General features: G+C 66.9%; 12 protein-coding genes. 7 read left to right on the forward strand and 5 right to left on the reverse strand.

Annotated elements, in window-relative coordinates:
• Nucleotides 1–18 precede the first annotated feature (18 nt).
• From ACFXNW_RS13385 to ACFXNW_RS13400, 4 genes are all read left to right on the forward strand, one after another.
• Entirely contained in the window at nt 19–744 is a 726-nt protein-coding gene (locus ACFXNW_RS13385; RefSeq protein WP_379417899.1) for a lysophospholipid acyltransferase family protein, read from the forward strand.
• Between the two features lie 271 nt (nt 745–1,015).
• Complete coding sequence (locus tag ACFXNW_RS13390) at nt 1,016–1,783, forward strand: sporulation protein (RefSeq protein WP_379417900.1); 768 nt, start codon at nt 1,016–1,018, stop codon at nt 1,781–1,783.
• Nucleotides 1,784–1,869: 86 nt separating this feature from the next.
• The gene (locus tag ACFXNW_RS13395; RefSeq protein ID WP_379417901.1) at nt 1,870–3,432 is read left to right on the forward strand and encodes an alkaline phosphatase D family protein; all 1,563 of its coding nucleotides are present in this window, start codon (nt 1,870–1,872) and stop codon (nt 3,430–3,432) included.
• Between the two features lie 53 nt (nt 3,433–3,485).
• Nucleotides 3,486–4,763 (forward strand): FAD-binding oxidoreductase, encoded by a 1,278-nt coding sequence (locus ACFXNW_RS13400; RefSeq protein WP_379417902.1) that lies wholly within the window; start codon nt 3,486–3,488, stop codon nt 4,761–4,763.
• 410 nt (nt 4,764–5,173) lie between these two features.
• On the opposite strand, the gene ACFXNW_RS13405 is transcribed toward ACFXNW_RS13400, so the two are convergent.
• Both ACFXNW_RS13405 and ACFXNW_RS13410 read right to left on the reverse strand, forming a co-directional pair.
• Nucleotides 5,174–5,590, reverse strand: coding sequence for a cytochrome c oxidase subunit 4 (locus ACFXNW_RS13405; RefSeq protein ID WP_379417903.1), 417 nt, complete (start codon nt 5,588–5,590; stop codon nt 5,174–5,176).
• Between the two features lie 13 nt (nt 5,591–5,603).
• The gene (locus tag ACFXNW_RS13410) at nt 5,604–6,590 is read right to left on the reverse strand and encodes a cytochrome c oxidase subunit II (protein WP_379418144.1); all 987 of its coding nucleotides are present in this window, start codon (nt 6,588–6,590) and stop codon (nt 5,604–5,606) included.
• Nucleotides 6,591–7,217: 627 nt separating this feature from the next.
• Between ACFXNW_RS13410 and asnB the strand changes: the two genes are divergently transcribed.
• On the forward strand, nt 7,218–9,161 hold the full coding sequence (asnB, locus tag ACFXNW_RS13415; protein ID WP_379418145.1) for an asparagine synthase (glutamine-hydrolyzing): 1,944 nt from the start codon (nt 7,218–7,220) through the stop codon (nt 9,159–9,161).
• A gap of 186 nt (nt 9,162–9,347) precedes the next feature.
• On the opposite strand, the gene ACFXNW_RS13420 is transcribed toward asnB, so the two are convergent.
• Both ACFXNW_RS13420 and ACFXNW_RS13425 read right to left on the reverse strand, forming a co-directional pair.
• The gene (locus ACFXNW_RS13420) at nt 9,348–10,319 is read right to left on the reverse strand and encodes a carbohydrate kinase family protein (protein ID WP_379417904.1); all 972 of its coding nucleotides are present in this window, start codon (nt 10,317–10,319) and stop codon (nt 9,348–9,350) included.
• 102 nt (nt 10,320–10,421) lie between these two features.
• Nucleotides 10,422–10,772, reverse strand: coding sequence for a HesB/IscA family protein (locus tag ACFXNW_RS13425; protein WP_379417905.1), 351 nt, complete (start codon nt 10,770–10,772; stop codon nt 10,422–10,424).
• A gap of 194 nt (nt 10,773–10,966) precedes the next feature.
• Between ACFXNW_RS13425 and ACFXNW_RS13430 the strand changes: the two genes are divergently transcribed.
• Nucleotides 10,967–11,635 carry a DUF3043 domain-containing protein gene (locus ACFXNW_RS13430; protein ID WP_379417906.1) on the forward strand — a complete coding sequence of 223 codons (669 nt, stop codon included), beginning with the start codon at nt 10,967–10,969 and terminating at the stop codon, nt 11,633–11,635.
• Between the two features lie 204 nt (nt 11,636–11,839).
• On the opposite strand, the gene ACFXNW_RS13435 is transcribed toward ACFXNW_RS13430, so the two are convergent.
• Nucleotides 11,840–12,001, reverse strand: coding sequence for a hypothetical protein (locus tag ACFXNW_RS13435; RefSeq protein ID WP_379417907.1), 162 nt, complete (start codon nt 11,999–12,001; stop codon nt 11,840–11,842).
• A gap of 86 nt (nt 12,002–12,087) precedes the next feature.
• Between ACFXNW_RS13435 and ACFXNW_RS13440 the strand changes: the two genes are divergently transcribed.
• On the forward strand, nt 12,088–13,047 hold the full coding sequence (locus ACFXNW_RS13440; protein ID WP_379417908.1) for a helix-turn-helix domain-containing protein: 960 nt from the start codon (nt 12,088–12,090) through the stop codon (nt 13,045–13,047).
• The last annotated feature ends 54 nt before the right edge of the window (nt 13,048–13,101 follow it).

Below are 13,101 nucleotides of genomic sequence, written 5' to 3' on the forward strand. Positions count from 1 at the left end.
TCCGGGGGTAAGGACGTCATGTTCTACTGGCTGCTGAAGTACGTGTTTCCGGGCCCGTTTATGCACGTGTACAACCGGCCGACAGTCGAAGGCGTCGAACACATTCCCGCCGACGGCGCCGCCATCTTGGCAGGCAACCATCTCTCGTTCGCGGACTGGTTGTTCGCGCCCCTGCTGAGCCCGCGCCGGATCAGCTACCTGGCCAAAGCCGAATACTTCACCACCCCCGGGGTCAAAGGCCGACTGCAGAAGTTCTTCTTCAGCGGCACCGGCCAGTACCCGATCGACCGTAGCGGCGCCGGCGCCGCCGAGGACGCGCTCAACGCAGCCCGCAAGCTCATCGATAAAGGCCACCTCGTCGGCCTGTACCCCGAGGGCACCCGCTCCCCCGATGGTCGGCTCTACAAGGGCAAAACCGGCATTGCGCGCTTGGCGCTGGAAACCGGCGTCCCCGTCATCCCCGTCGCGGTCATCGGCACCGACGAGGTCAGCCCGCCGGGACCCTTCCGCTGGCGCCGCCGCAAGGTGACTCTCAAGTTCGGCGCCCCGCTCGACTTCTCCCGCTACGAGGGCATGGGCGGCAACCGCTTCGTCGAACGCGCCGTCACCGACGAGGTCATGTACGAACTCATGCAGCTCACCGGCCAGGAATACGTCGACGTCTACGCCGCGAGCCTCAAGAAGGGCGTTCCCTCCGGCTCCGCGCCCGAGGCCACCCGCATCCCCGAATCCGCCGCCAGCTGACTCGCGGCGGGCCACGGTTTCGGCCATGCGACGGCACCCCGGCCCCGTCGGTCATATTGGCCACGACACTGATACCTGAGCCTGCACGCCGGTACCTCGCAGCGCGCGACACTGCCCGCGATTGCGACCGTCCACTCCGCCTGTGAACTCGCAGAGCTCTGCCGGCGGCACGAAAATACTGCCGCCCGTGAACATTTCGCCCACATGACCTCGATCACAGCGCAACCGATCAGTAATGGCACGCCGAGTTCGGGGTGGCAGAGTCGCGGGCATGTTCAAGAAGTTGCTTGCGTCGGTCGGGGTGGGTTCGGCCGAAGTGGAGACCGAGTTGTTCGGTACCGGGGTGCAACCCGGCGGGGTGGTACAGGGCGTCGTGCGGTTGCGGGGTGGGCAGACGCGGCAGCGGGTGTCGCGAGTCGGCGTGGAGCTGGTCACCCGCGTCGAGGTGGAGTACGGGGACGGCGAAGCGATCGGTGAAGCGTCCTTCGCGCAGCTCCCGCTGAACGGCGGCTTCGAGGTGGGTCCCGGTGCGCTGCTGGAATTCCCGTTCGCGTTGCGAGTGCCGATGGAAACACCCATCACCTTCTACAACGGACGCTACCTACCGGGCGCGGCCATTGCCGTGCGTACCGTCGTCGACCTCGACGGCGGAGTCGATGCCACCGACACCGACCCGATCGGCGTCGGCGCGCTACCGGCTCAGCAGGCTGTCCTCGACGCCATCCTGCGCTGGGGTTTCGCATTGCGCAGCACCGACGTCGAATCGGGGCGCATCGTAGGCACGGCCCAGCAGCTGCCGTTCTATCAGGAGATCGAGTTCGGTCCCTCCGCACGCTTCCCACGCATCAACCAACTCGAACTCACCTTCCTTGCCTCCGACAACGGCATGAACGTCGTGCTCGAGGCCGATAAGCGCGGCAGCATGCTCGCCGCGGGCCGCGACGCCATCGGCACGATGTGGATCGACTACGCGACCGTCGGCCAGGTCGACTGGACCGCCGCGATCGGCCAGCGACTGGGCACCCTCGAATCTCGCTGAACGTCATCGCGCGCCGGGGAAGCCGTTGACCCACCCGACGAACCACGTTCACATTGCGTTGAGTTCGCTGCGCCATGGTCGACGCCATGGTTGTGTTTCGCCCCGTCAACGGCTTCTCCCGGCGCGCCCTGCTGCGCACCTCCGCACTCGGTCTTGTAGCCGCACCCGCGCTCGCGGCGTGCGCGAACGATTCGGGGCCGGGACTGGTCCGGCAGCGGCCCGCTCTCACCCACGGCGTCGCGGTCGGTGACCCGCGCAGCGACGGCGCGCTGATCTGGGCGCGTTCGGATCGACCGGCGACGTTGATCGTGGAGACCGCGGCCACCGAATCGTTCACCGACGCCAAGCGATTCACCGGGCCACTGCTGACCCCGGACTCCGACGGGACCGGCCGCGTCCGCATCTCCGGACTGCCCGCAGGACAGCAGGTGCACTATCGGGTCACCCTCGAGGGCGAAGACGGCGCTGCCTCCGAGCCACTCACCGGCGTCTTCCGCACCGCGCCGCTGGCACCCGCCGATATCCGGCTGCACTGGTCCGGTGACGTCGCGGGTCAGGGCTACGGCATCAACCCCGACATCGGTGGCATGAAAATCTTCTCCACCATGGCCGCCCGCGACCCGCACCTGTTCCTGCACTCCGGCGATGTCGTCTACGCCGACGGACCGCTGGAAGAAACGGTGACGCTGCCCGACGGCCGGATCTGGAAGAACATCGTCACCGAGGCCAAGAGCGCCGTCGCCGAGACCCTCGACCAGTATCGCGGTCAGTACGCCTACAACCTGACCGACGACAACGTGCGCCGCTTCAATGCCTCGGTCGCACAACTGGTCCAGTGGGACGACCACGAAACCACCAACAACTGGTCACCGGGCGGCATCGTCGCCGCCGACAAGGGTTACGCCGAACGCGATATGAACACCCTCGCCACCCGCGCCTGGCAGGCCTTCCACGAATGGAATCCGCTGGACCCTGCCGAGACCGCCGACGGCAGGCTCTACCGCAAGATCTCCTACGGCCCCTTGCTCGATGTATTCGTGCTCGATATGCGCACCTACAAGGACACCAACGGCGCCAACACCTCCCCCGACGGCCGCATCTTCGGCCCGCAGCAGACCCGCTGGCTCATCGACGGGCTGCGCGCCTCCACCGCCACCTGGAAGATCGTCGCCAACGATCTTCCGCTCGGTCTGGTCGTCCCGGATGGCAAGGCGGCGTTCGAGGGTCCCGCCAACGGTGATCCAGGCGCACCCTCGGGGCGGGAATCCGAGATCGCCCAGGTGCTCTCGGGGATCAAGGCCGACCGGGTGCAGGGCGTGGTGTGGCTGACCGCCGACGTCCACTACACCGCCGCCCACCACTACTCCCCCGAACGCGCGGCGTTCACCGACTTCGACGAGTTCTGGGAGTTCGTCTCCGGACCCCTCAACGCGGGCGCGTTCGGACCCAATACCCTCGACGGGACCTTCGGACCGGAAGCGGTGTTCGTGCATGCTCCACCGGAGCCCGGCACCTCCCCGCTCGACGGTGCCTACCAGCATTTCGGCGAGGTTTCGATCGACGGCAGGTCAAGGGAACTGACGGTCAATTTATGCGATGCGAGCGGATCGGTGCTGTTCAGCCAACGGCTCGCCGCACCGGGTCGATAATGGCGGTGGATCGGGCGCGCACGAGCGGGCGCGCTGTGGTTAGCTTGCGTGCCATGAGCACGCCGCAGTCTGTCGCCGCCGAAGAACATCTCCCTCGTGACACCGCGGATGTCGTTCGCACCGTGCGCGATTCGCGTGAGCGGGCCGAGCCGCTGACCATTTGCGGTGGTGAGCTGGTCGACGACGGCATTTCGGTGCCCGATCAGCGCGCGGTGGTGTCGATGCGGCGGATGAACTCGGTGCTCGATATCAACCTCGGCCGCGGCACGGTCCGTGTGCAGGCTGGTGCCAGGCTCTCGGAGATCGACCGCCGGCTGGGCGCACACGGGCTCGGCCTACCCATCGTGGGCGATCACCGAGATATCACCGCGGGCGGGTTCGCCTCCGTCGGCGGGGTGAGCACCGCGTCGCACAAGTACGGCATGTTCATCGACCGCATCGTCGACCTCGAGTACGTCGACCCGGACGGCCGGATCGGCACCTGCGGGCGCGACCATCACACCGAGCGCTTCCACCGCATCCTCGGCGCGGGTGGCCGGGCGGGCATCATCACCGCGCTGACCCTCGACACCGTCGAGGTGGACAAGGACCACAGCTGGCTCAGCACCAACGCCCACCGCTTCCTGGACTTCGATTCGTTCGTCGAGTACGCGCACAGGCAGGTCACCCGGCCCGGTGAGGCGGTGCTGCAGGTGGGGCGCTGGGTCGATACGGCGCCGCTGAAGGTGTCGCGGCCGGTCGGCACCGGCCACGTTCAGCTGGGCACGGTGCGGTTCGGCCAGTGGTCGAGCCTCTACCCCACCGCGCCGACGCGTTCGCTGCGCGCGCGTCGTGAAGTCGGTTCGCGGGCCCGCAAATCGCTGGGCGTGATCGCCTCGGCGGCAGGCGGACGCGCGGGCATGCCAGTGCGTAACGCGGCCGCGGGTGCGGTCATGCTCACCCCGAAGGTGCTGACCCTGCGCGACGCCGAATACCTCGCCGACACCGTCATCAGCTCCTCCGAACGCGGCCCCGCCTACCGGGTCGGCGTGTTCGCGCCGCTGTCGAGCTACACCTCGGTGTTCTACCGCCTGCACGACCTGTTCGCCGGCCACCGCGAACGCACCGGCTGCTTCACCGTCATCTCGGCCATGACCTACGGCGTGCGCTCGAAGTTCCTGCGCGACGAATCCGCCACTCGCGGCCTGTCCACCGAAGACCACGGCCTCATCACCTTCACCTGCCGCCTGCGCCCCTCGGCCCTCCCGTCGGAGCAACTGCGCGACATCATGACCACCATCGACGAAATCTGCCGCTCCGAACACGCCCTCCGCTACGAATCCGCCGACTGATCCCCGCCGAGTGGTACATGGCTGCGGCATCGCACGAGAAGGGGCCGCAGTCAGGTACCACTGGCGAGGGTTCTAGTTCACTCGTGGCGGCCGAATACCGCTTGCCGCGGTTCAGGTCCCCGGCATACGGGCTCAGGCTCAGTCGGGGCCGGCGGTCAGTGCGCGCGAGCGGTGCGCCGAGCTCCCCCCCGGCGCGACATCCACAGTTCTGACACCGAACGAGCATATCGATGCGGGCACGTTCTCGCCGATCAGGGCGTGCCCGGCTTCCCGAAACCCTCAGCGCCCCACCAGGCACAACTGTCGCTTGACGGGCGCTCAGCAGAATCCCCGATTGCTCAGCAGAATCCCCGTCACACAGCGAACGCCCCACCGGTAGGAACCGGTGGGGCGTTCGTCGTGAGGTTGTGTCAGTGCTTCTCGGGACCCATGTGGTACTCGAATACCAGCCCGCCTGCGGCGACCAGGATCAGCACGACGCCGATACCGATCAGCCAGAACTGGAAGAAGGCCAGGCCGAGGGCGGTGACCGAACCGGCGGCCGCGAGGGTGATCGGCCAGAAGCTGCCGGGCGAGAAGAAGCCCAGGTCACCGGCACCGTCGACGATCTCGGCGTCCTCGTAGTCCTCCGGGCGCAGGTCCAGGCGCCGGGCGACGAAGCGGAAGTAGGTGCCGATGATCAGCGACAGACCCGCGGTCAGCACGATGGCGGTGGTGCCCGCCCATTCGACGCCGGTGCGCGACTGTGCCGTGAAGAAGCCGTAGACGATACCGACGATGACGAAGAACAACGTCAGCAGTTCGAAAATCCGCGCTTCGATCTTCATGTCAGATCAGTCCTCAGTTGCTCTCGGCCGCGCTCTTGACGGTGCGGTCGGTGTTGAACGGCCGGGTGGAGGTGGCCACCGGCGATTCACCGATGGACTCGAGCGCCTGGGCGTTGGTCATGCCCTTGTCGCGCGCTTCGATGTAGGCCTGGAACTTCTCCGGCGAGACGGCGCGGACCTCGAAGTTCATCATCGAGTGGTAAGTGCCGCACATCTCGGCGCAACGACCGACGAACGCGCCTTCCCGCTCGATATTCGTGATCTGGAAGACGTTGTCGGAGTGGTTTTCCTTCGGGTTCGGCATCACGTCGCGCTTGAACAGGAACTCCGGCACCCAGAAGGCGTGGATGACGTCCGCGGCGGCGAGCTGGAACTCGATGGTCTTACCGGTCGGCAGGACCAGCACCGGGATCTCGTTGCTGGAGCCGATGGTCTCGATCTTGTCGTAGTGCAGGTAGGACAGGATGTCGTTTGCCGGCTTGCCGTGCAACGGACCCGGCTGCGGGTGGCCGTGCTCGGGGTCGATGCGCTCTTCGTAGGCCTTGAGCTGCTCTTCGTTGAGGTTCTCGCGCTCGGTGTCGATGCCCGCGTAGGTGAAGCCGTTCTTCAGATCGACATTGCGGTAGCCGAATTTCCAGTTCCACTGGAAGGCGGTCACGTCCACGACGACGTCGGGGTTGTCGACCTTCTCGTGCACGTAGTTCTGCACGACGACGGTGAAGTAGAACAGCACCGCGATGATGACGAACGGGGCCGCGGTGTACGACAGCTCCAGCGGCACGTTGTAGCCGGTCTGACGCGGGAACTCCGGCGAGTCCTTCTTCTTGCGATGGAACGCGATGGTCCAGAAGGTCAGACCCCAGACCAGCACACCCATCACCAGCGCGGCGATGACCGACCAGGTCCACAGCTCGCGCATGCGGGTGGCCTGATCCGTGATACCGGACGGCCAGCCGAACCGCAGCCAGACATTGTCGATCGAGCAGCCCGAGACGAGCATCGCGGTGATCCCCAAGGACACCGCCAGCCCCGCCCGCCGCAGGATACGGCCTTGCCGACCCCGGGCGGGTCGTGCCCCGATCTCGTCGCTCGCCTTGTGCGCCACGCTCACGCCTTCCTGGTCGCCACACATTCCGACACTGCACCGTCCGCTTGGGACGGCACGTCAACAGCTTGCCGGGTCGTCGCCGCGAAGACCGGCGCTTTCGCGCAGGGAGCACCACGGGACGGCCCGAGTACTACGCAGCGTAGACCAAACCTGGTCTTGGTTCCGCGTCGGGTCGGCTTCGACACTCCGTGCGGCGCCAGGCTTCCGCGGCCATGCGTCCATCTGCCCAGCAAGCAGCGATTCGCATCGCGGGCACCCGGTGATGATTCGGAGCCCGCCGGTGGTCGACGTGCGCTCGAGGTCCAGAGTCCCACCAGCGCGATGCGCTCCGGATTCCCGCGAGGATTCGGCTGATTCTCGCCGCCGGCACCGTCGCGATCCGGTGCCAACGCCGCCCTGAAGGACGCGATCAGCGGTCGAGTGGGGCATACTCGGTCACTAGATTTCGCCTGGGATTCCCCCGCCGCGCACGACGAGAATCGGCGCGGAACCGACCACAGGAAAGAGGTTGCCGACGCCGTGTGTGGACTGCTCGGATTTCTGACGTCTGACAAAGCAGCGCCCGACACGGTGGAGCAGGTGTACGACGCCCTGCACTGCGGCCGCCATCGGGGTCCGGATGAGCGCGGCACCTGGCACGACGAGCACGTGATCTTCGGTTTCAACCGCCTGTCGATCATCGATATCGAGCATTCGCATCAGCCGCTGCGCTGGGGTCCGGCCGACAACCCGCAGCGTTATGCCCTCACCTTCAACGGTGAGATCTACAACTACCTCGAGCTGCGCGAGGAGCTGGCGCGCGAGCACGCCGCCGAATTCCCCGATGGCGCCATGTTCACCACCGAGGGTGACAGCGAGTCGATCGTCGCGGCATTCCATTACTGGGGTCCGGACGCGGTGCGCCGTCTTCGCGGCATGTTCGCCTTCGCGATCTGGGATACCGAGACCGAGCAGCTGTTCCTGGCGCGCGACCCGTTCGGCATCAAACCGCTCTTCCTGGCGACCGGCCCCGGCGGCACCGCGTTCAGCAGCGAGAAGAAGAGCCTGCTGGAGCTGCTGCCCGCGATCGGTTCGGGTGCTGAGCTGGATCCGCGCGCGCTCGAGCACTACACCGTGTTGCAGTACGTCCCGGAGCCGGAGACGTTGCACGCCGCGATCCGCAGGCTCGAATCGGGCAGCTATGCGATGGTCCAGCCCGGTGAAGAGCCGAAGATCGTCCGGTACTTCGAGCCACAGTTCCGGGTGAAGCCGTTCGCGGCGGGCTCGGAGCAGGCGCGTTACCGCGAGATCGCCGCAGCGCTCGAGGACTCGGTCGCCAAGCACATGCGCGCCGACGTCACCGTCGGTTCGTTCCTGTCCGGTGGAATCGACTCCACCGCGATCGCGGCGCTGGCCATGCGGCACAACCCGAACCTGATCACCTTCACCACCGGTTTCGAGCGTGAAGGCTATTCGGAGGTCGATGTCGCCGCCGAGAGTGCCGCCGCGATCGGGGCCAGGCACATCGTGAAGGTTGTCTCCCCCGCCGAGTTCGCCGCGGCCATCCCCGAGATCGTCTGGTACCTCGACGATCCGGTGGCCGACCCCGCGCTGGTGCCGCTGTATTTCGTGGCGAAGGAAGCCCGTAAGCACGTCAAGGTGGTGCTGTCCGGTGAAGGCGCCGACGAACTGTTCGGCGGGTACACCATCTACCGGGAGCCGTTGTCGCTGAAACCGTTCGAGCGGCTACCGCAGGGGTTGCGCAGGCTGGCGGGCAAGCTGTCGGACCGGATTCCGGAGGGCACCCGCGGCAAGAGCCTGCTGCACCGCGGTTCGCTGACCCTGGAGCAGCGCTACTACGGCAATGCCCGCAGCTTCAGCGACGCCCAATTGCGTTCGGTGCTGCGCGATTTCCGGCCGGAATGGACCCATCAGGATGTCACCGAGCCGATCTACGCGAAGTCCAGCGGCTGGGATCCGGTGGCACGCATGCAGCATCTGGATCTGTTCACCTGGTTGCGCGGCGATATCCTGGTCAAGGCCGACAAGATGACGATGGCGAACTCGCTGGAGCTGCGAGTGCCGTTCCTGGATTCGGAGGTCTTCGCTGTCGCCGAGCGGATTCCGTTCGAGCAGAAAATCACCAAGGACACCACCAAGTACGCCCTGCGCCAGGCGCTCGAAGGCATCGTGCCCCCGCATGTGCTGCACCGCGCCAAGCTGGGTTTCCCTGTCCCGCTGCGGCATTGGCTGCGCGGCACCGAACTCTACGACTGGGCCCAGCAGCAGATCGCCGAATCCCAGACCGATCACCTGCTCGACAAGGCCGCGATCACCAAGATGCTCGAGGCACACCGGGCAGGCACCTCCGACCACAGCCGCAGGCTCTGGACGTTGCTGGTGTTCATGGTGTGGCACGGGATCTTCGTCGAGGACCGGATCAAGCCGGAGATCCAGGAGCCGACGTACCCGGTGTCGCTGTAGGCCTATGAGACATACGAGTGCCCCCGCTCGATTCGAGCGGGGGCACTCGTATGTCTGGGGGCTAGATGGGCTCGAGATCTCCCCCGCTCGAACGCGGGAGGGCTCGCAGGGCCGAACGAAACGCCCACCTCGCGCTGGAAGCCGCGCACGGCTCGTGCAGCGGACGAACGCCGCACGAGTCGAACCTCAGCGCAGCAGTGACTCGAGTTCGGCGGCAGCCTCGGACCCATAAGCCTGGGTGAGGCGCTTGAGCGCGTCGTCGGGATCCAGGGTCCACTCCTGAGTGCCGACGGTTTCCAGCACCAGCACGGCCACCAGGGAACCGAGCTGCGCGGCGCGTTCCAGGCTCAGGCCCGCGGTGTGGCCGGTGAGGAAACCTGCGCGGAAGGCGTCACCGACGCCGGTCGGGTCGACCTTGGCGTTCTCCGGCACCACGCCCACGCGCACCTCGGTGCCGTCGCGGTCGACCACGAGCACGCCGTTCTTGCCGAGCGTGGTGACCCGGATGCCGACGCGCTTGGCCACTTCTTCCTCGGTCAGCCCGGACTTCTGCTTGAGCAGACCCCACTCGTATTCGTTGGTGAACAGGTAGGTGGCGCCGTCGATGAGCTGAACGGTCTGGTCGCCGTCGAGGCGGGCCAGCTGCTGGGACGGATCCGCGGCGAACGGAATGTCGAGTTCACGGCATTCGGCGGTATGGCGCAGCATCGCCTCGGGGTCGTTGGCGCCGACCAGCACGAGATCCATCTTCCGGGTTTCGACCAAGCCCGCGATCGAGATATCGCGAGCCTCGCTCATCGCGCCGGGGTAGAACGACGCGATCTGCGCCATGTCCTCGTCGGTGGTGCAGACGAAACGCGCGGTATGCGCGGAATCGGAGATGTGCACGGCCGAGCAGTCGACACCGTGGGATTCGAGCCACTGCCGGTACTCGGCGAAATCGGCGCCGACGGCACCGAGCAGCAGCGGGGTGCGGCCGAGCAGACCCATGGCATAGGCGATGTTGCCACCGACGCCTCCGCGACGGATCACCAGATCGTCGACGAGGAAGCTCAGTGAGACATGGTCGAGCTGGTCGGCCAGCAGAGCGTCGGCGAACCGCCCGGGAAAACGCATGAGATGGTCGGTCGCAATGGACGCGGATACGGCAATGGACACGTAGCTGAACCCCTCTGGAGAAGGCGGCAAAAGGCGAAGACCTGGACCGAAGTCCGGGTCTTCACCGTATCAACTACGTGTCCGTTGAAGGAACAACTGAGATCAGTTGAACGAATCGCCGCAGGCGCAGGAGCCGGTGGCGTTGGGGTTGTCGATGGTGAACCCCTGCTTCTCGATGGTGTCGACGAAGTCGATCGAGGCACCCTGCACGTACGGCGCGCTCATCCGGTCGACCGCGAGCTTCACGCCGCCGAAGTCGACGGTCAGGTCGCCGTCGAGCGAACGGTCGTCGAAGAACAGCTGGTAGCGCAGGCCCGCACAACCACCCGGCTGCACGGCGATCCGCAGCGCCAGGTCCTCACGGCCTTCCTGGTCCAGCAGAGCCTTCGCCTTCGAGGCGGCTGCGTCGGTGAGCGTCACACCATGGACTTCGGTCTCGTTCTGCACTGTCATGAACTCTCCTAAGGACAGCTGTGGTCATCCCGTGAACAGCGCACGGCTCGTCGGGAGTCAACACCACCGGGCGGGCTGCTATTCCCATCTTGCCACCTTCCTCGCCTGAGATGGACGCGACCCGGGTGAGCCCGCCCACCATGTCGGGTAGACCGCATTTCCGGCCGTGGCATATATCGAATAGCCTGGTTGCTGTGAAATTGTTCCGCCGCGGCGACTCCAGCACCACCGACGAGCCCGCCGACCGCACGACCGCGGACGGCGATCCCGACGCGAGTTCCGCGCGGCAGGCGGCCACCGCCACCGCGGGCAAAGGCCGGCCGACGCCGAAACGTCGTGACGCCGAAGGCAAGCGCCGCGGTCCGGTCGCTCCAGCTCCGCTCACCGCGAAAGAGGCCCGCGCCCGGCGCAAGGCCAACCGAGGCGACAAGGCCGAGCGCAAGACGGCCGCCTCCGAGCGCCGCGCCGCCGCCCAGGACCGTCGCGCCCGCATGCTCGCCGGCGAGGACAAGTACCTGCTGCCCCGCGATCAGGGCCCGGTGCGCGCGTTCGTCCGTGACATCGTCGATGCCCGGCGCAACCTGGTCGGCCTGTTCATGCCGATGGCGCTGGTACTGATCGTGTCGATGTTCGCCGCGCCCGCCCTGCAGTCGGTGGTGACGCTCGCCATGCTGGTCATGATGCTGTTCATGGCCATCGAGGGCGTCATGCTCGGCCGCATCATCAACAACCGGGTCCGCGAGCGGTTCCCCGATTCCACCGACACCGGGTTCCGCCTGGGCTGGTACGCGTTCGTGCGCGCCTCGCAGATCCGCAAGATGAGGGCGCCGAAGCCGCGCGTCGGGCCCGGCGACGCGGTCTGAGTCCGATCGGCGGTCCCTGCGCCGCTCGGTCTGCCGTCGGCCTATCCGACGCCATCCGCGCCGGTGATTCGGCGATCCGCTGTAATCGTCGGCCCCGCATAGCGCGCTGCTCGTCCGGCAGGGCGTTGACCACGGGGACCATTGCGGCAGCCATATCACCCCGGCATCGCCCCGGTGCAGCGATTCCGAATCGCACACGACCGCTCAGCGATGAGGCGCCCGCGAACGCATTGCCAGCAGTTCGGCGCGTGCCCGTTCGACGTCGCGATCGACGACATCCGTCGACCCGACTCGGCCGAATCCGAGCCATCCGATCGTCGCCGCGAACGCCGCCAATGCCATGAGGGTTATCACCAATCCAGCCATGGCAGTAATTGTCCTTTCGCCGATATCCAGCCGAAAGTGGCAGTACTGACATAGTTCATCAATATTCAGCCAGATAGACTGGCGGCATGCTGTCGAGAGTCGCTGTGGTGTTGTCCGAGCGGCTGGCCATGTTCGAGTTCGGAGTGGTCTGCGAGGTGTTCGGCCTCGATCGCACCGCCGACGGGCTGCCCGGATTCGACTTCCGGGTGTGCGGGGTCGAGCCCGGCAAGCCGCTGCCCGCCACCTCGCCGGGTGTCACCGTCACCCCCGAGTACGGGCTCGACGAACTCGCCGCCGCGGATCTGGTCGCGATCCCCGCCTTCCCGGCTTCCACTGGCCACGACCCCGTTGTCGTCGACGCCGTGCGCGCGGCCGCCGATGCCGGCGCCATCGTGCTCACCGTCTGCTCCGGTGCGTTCCTGGCGGGTGCCGCGGGGTTGCTGGACGGCCGCAAATGCACCACCCATTGGCGCTATGTGGACCAGCTGGCCGCGCAATTCCCCGCGGCGACCGTCGACCCGGACGTGCTTTTCGTCGACGAAGGCAACCTCATCACCAGCGCGGGCACCGCCGCGGGCATCGACGCCTGCCTGCATCTGGTGCGGCGCGAGATCGGCAGCGCCGCCGCCAACGGCATCGCCCGCCGCATGGTGGTCCCACCCCAGCGCGACGGCGGACAGCGCCAGTTCATCGAACGTCCGGTCGCCGAATGCGGCTCCGACAGCCTCGGCACGACCCTGCAGTGGATGACGGAAAACCTCGAACTCCCGCACACCGTCGAAGCCCTCGCCGCCCGCTCCACGATGTCCACCCGCACCTTCGCCCGTCGCTTCGCCGCCGAAACCGGCACCACCCCGGTCAAATGGCTCACCACCCAGCGCGTCCTGCTCGCCGAACACCTCCTGGAAGACACCGACCTCGGGCTGGAGCAGATCGCCTCCCGCGCCGGGTTCGGCTCCGCGGCGCTGCTTCGGCACCACTTCCAGCGCGTGGTCGGTATCGCGCCGACGGAATACCGGCGCCGGTTCGGGGCAGGGACGCAATAGCCCTGCGTACCGGCACGTGATCGGCTTCGCGATGGCCCGTTCGCCCGGCCGCAC

Source organism: Nocardia sp. NPDC059180, assembly GCF_042754945.1.
Taxonomy (GTDB): domain Bacteria; phylum Actinomycetota; class Actinomycetes; order Mycobacteriales; family Mycobacteriaceae; genus Nocardia.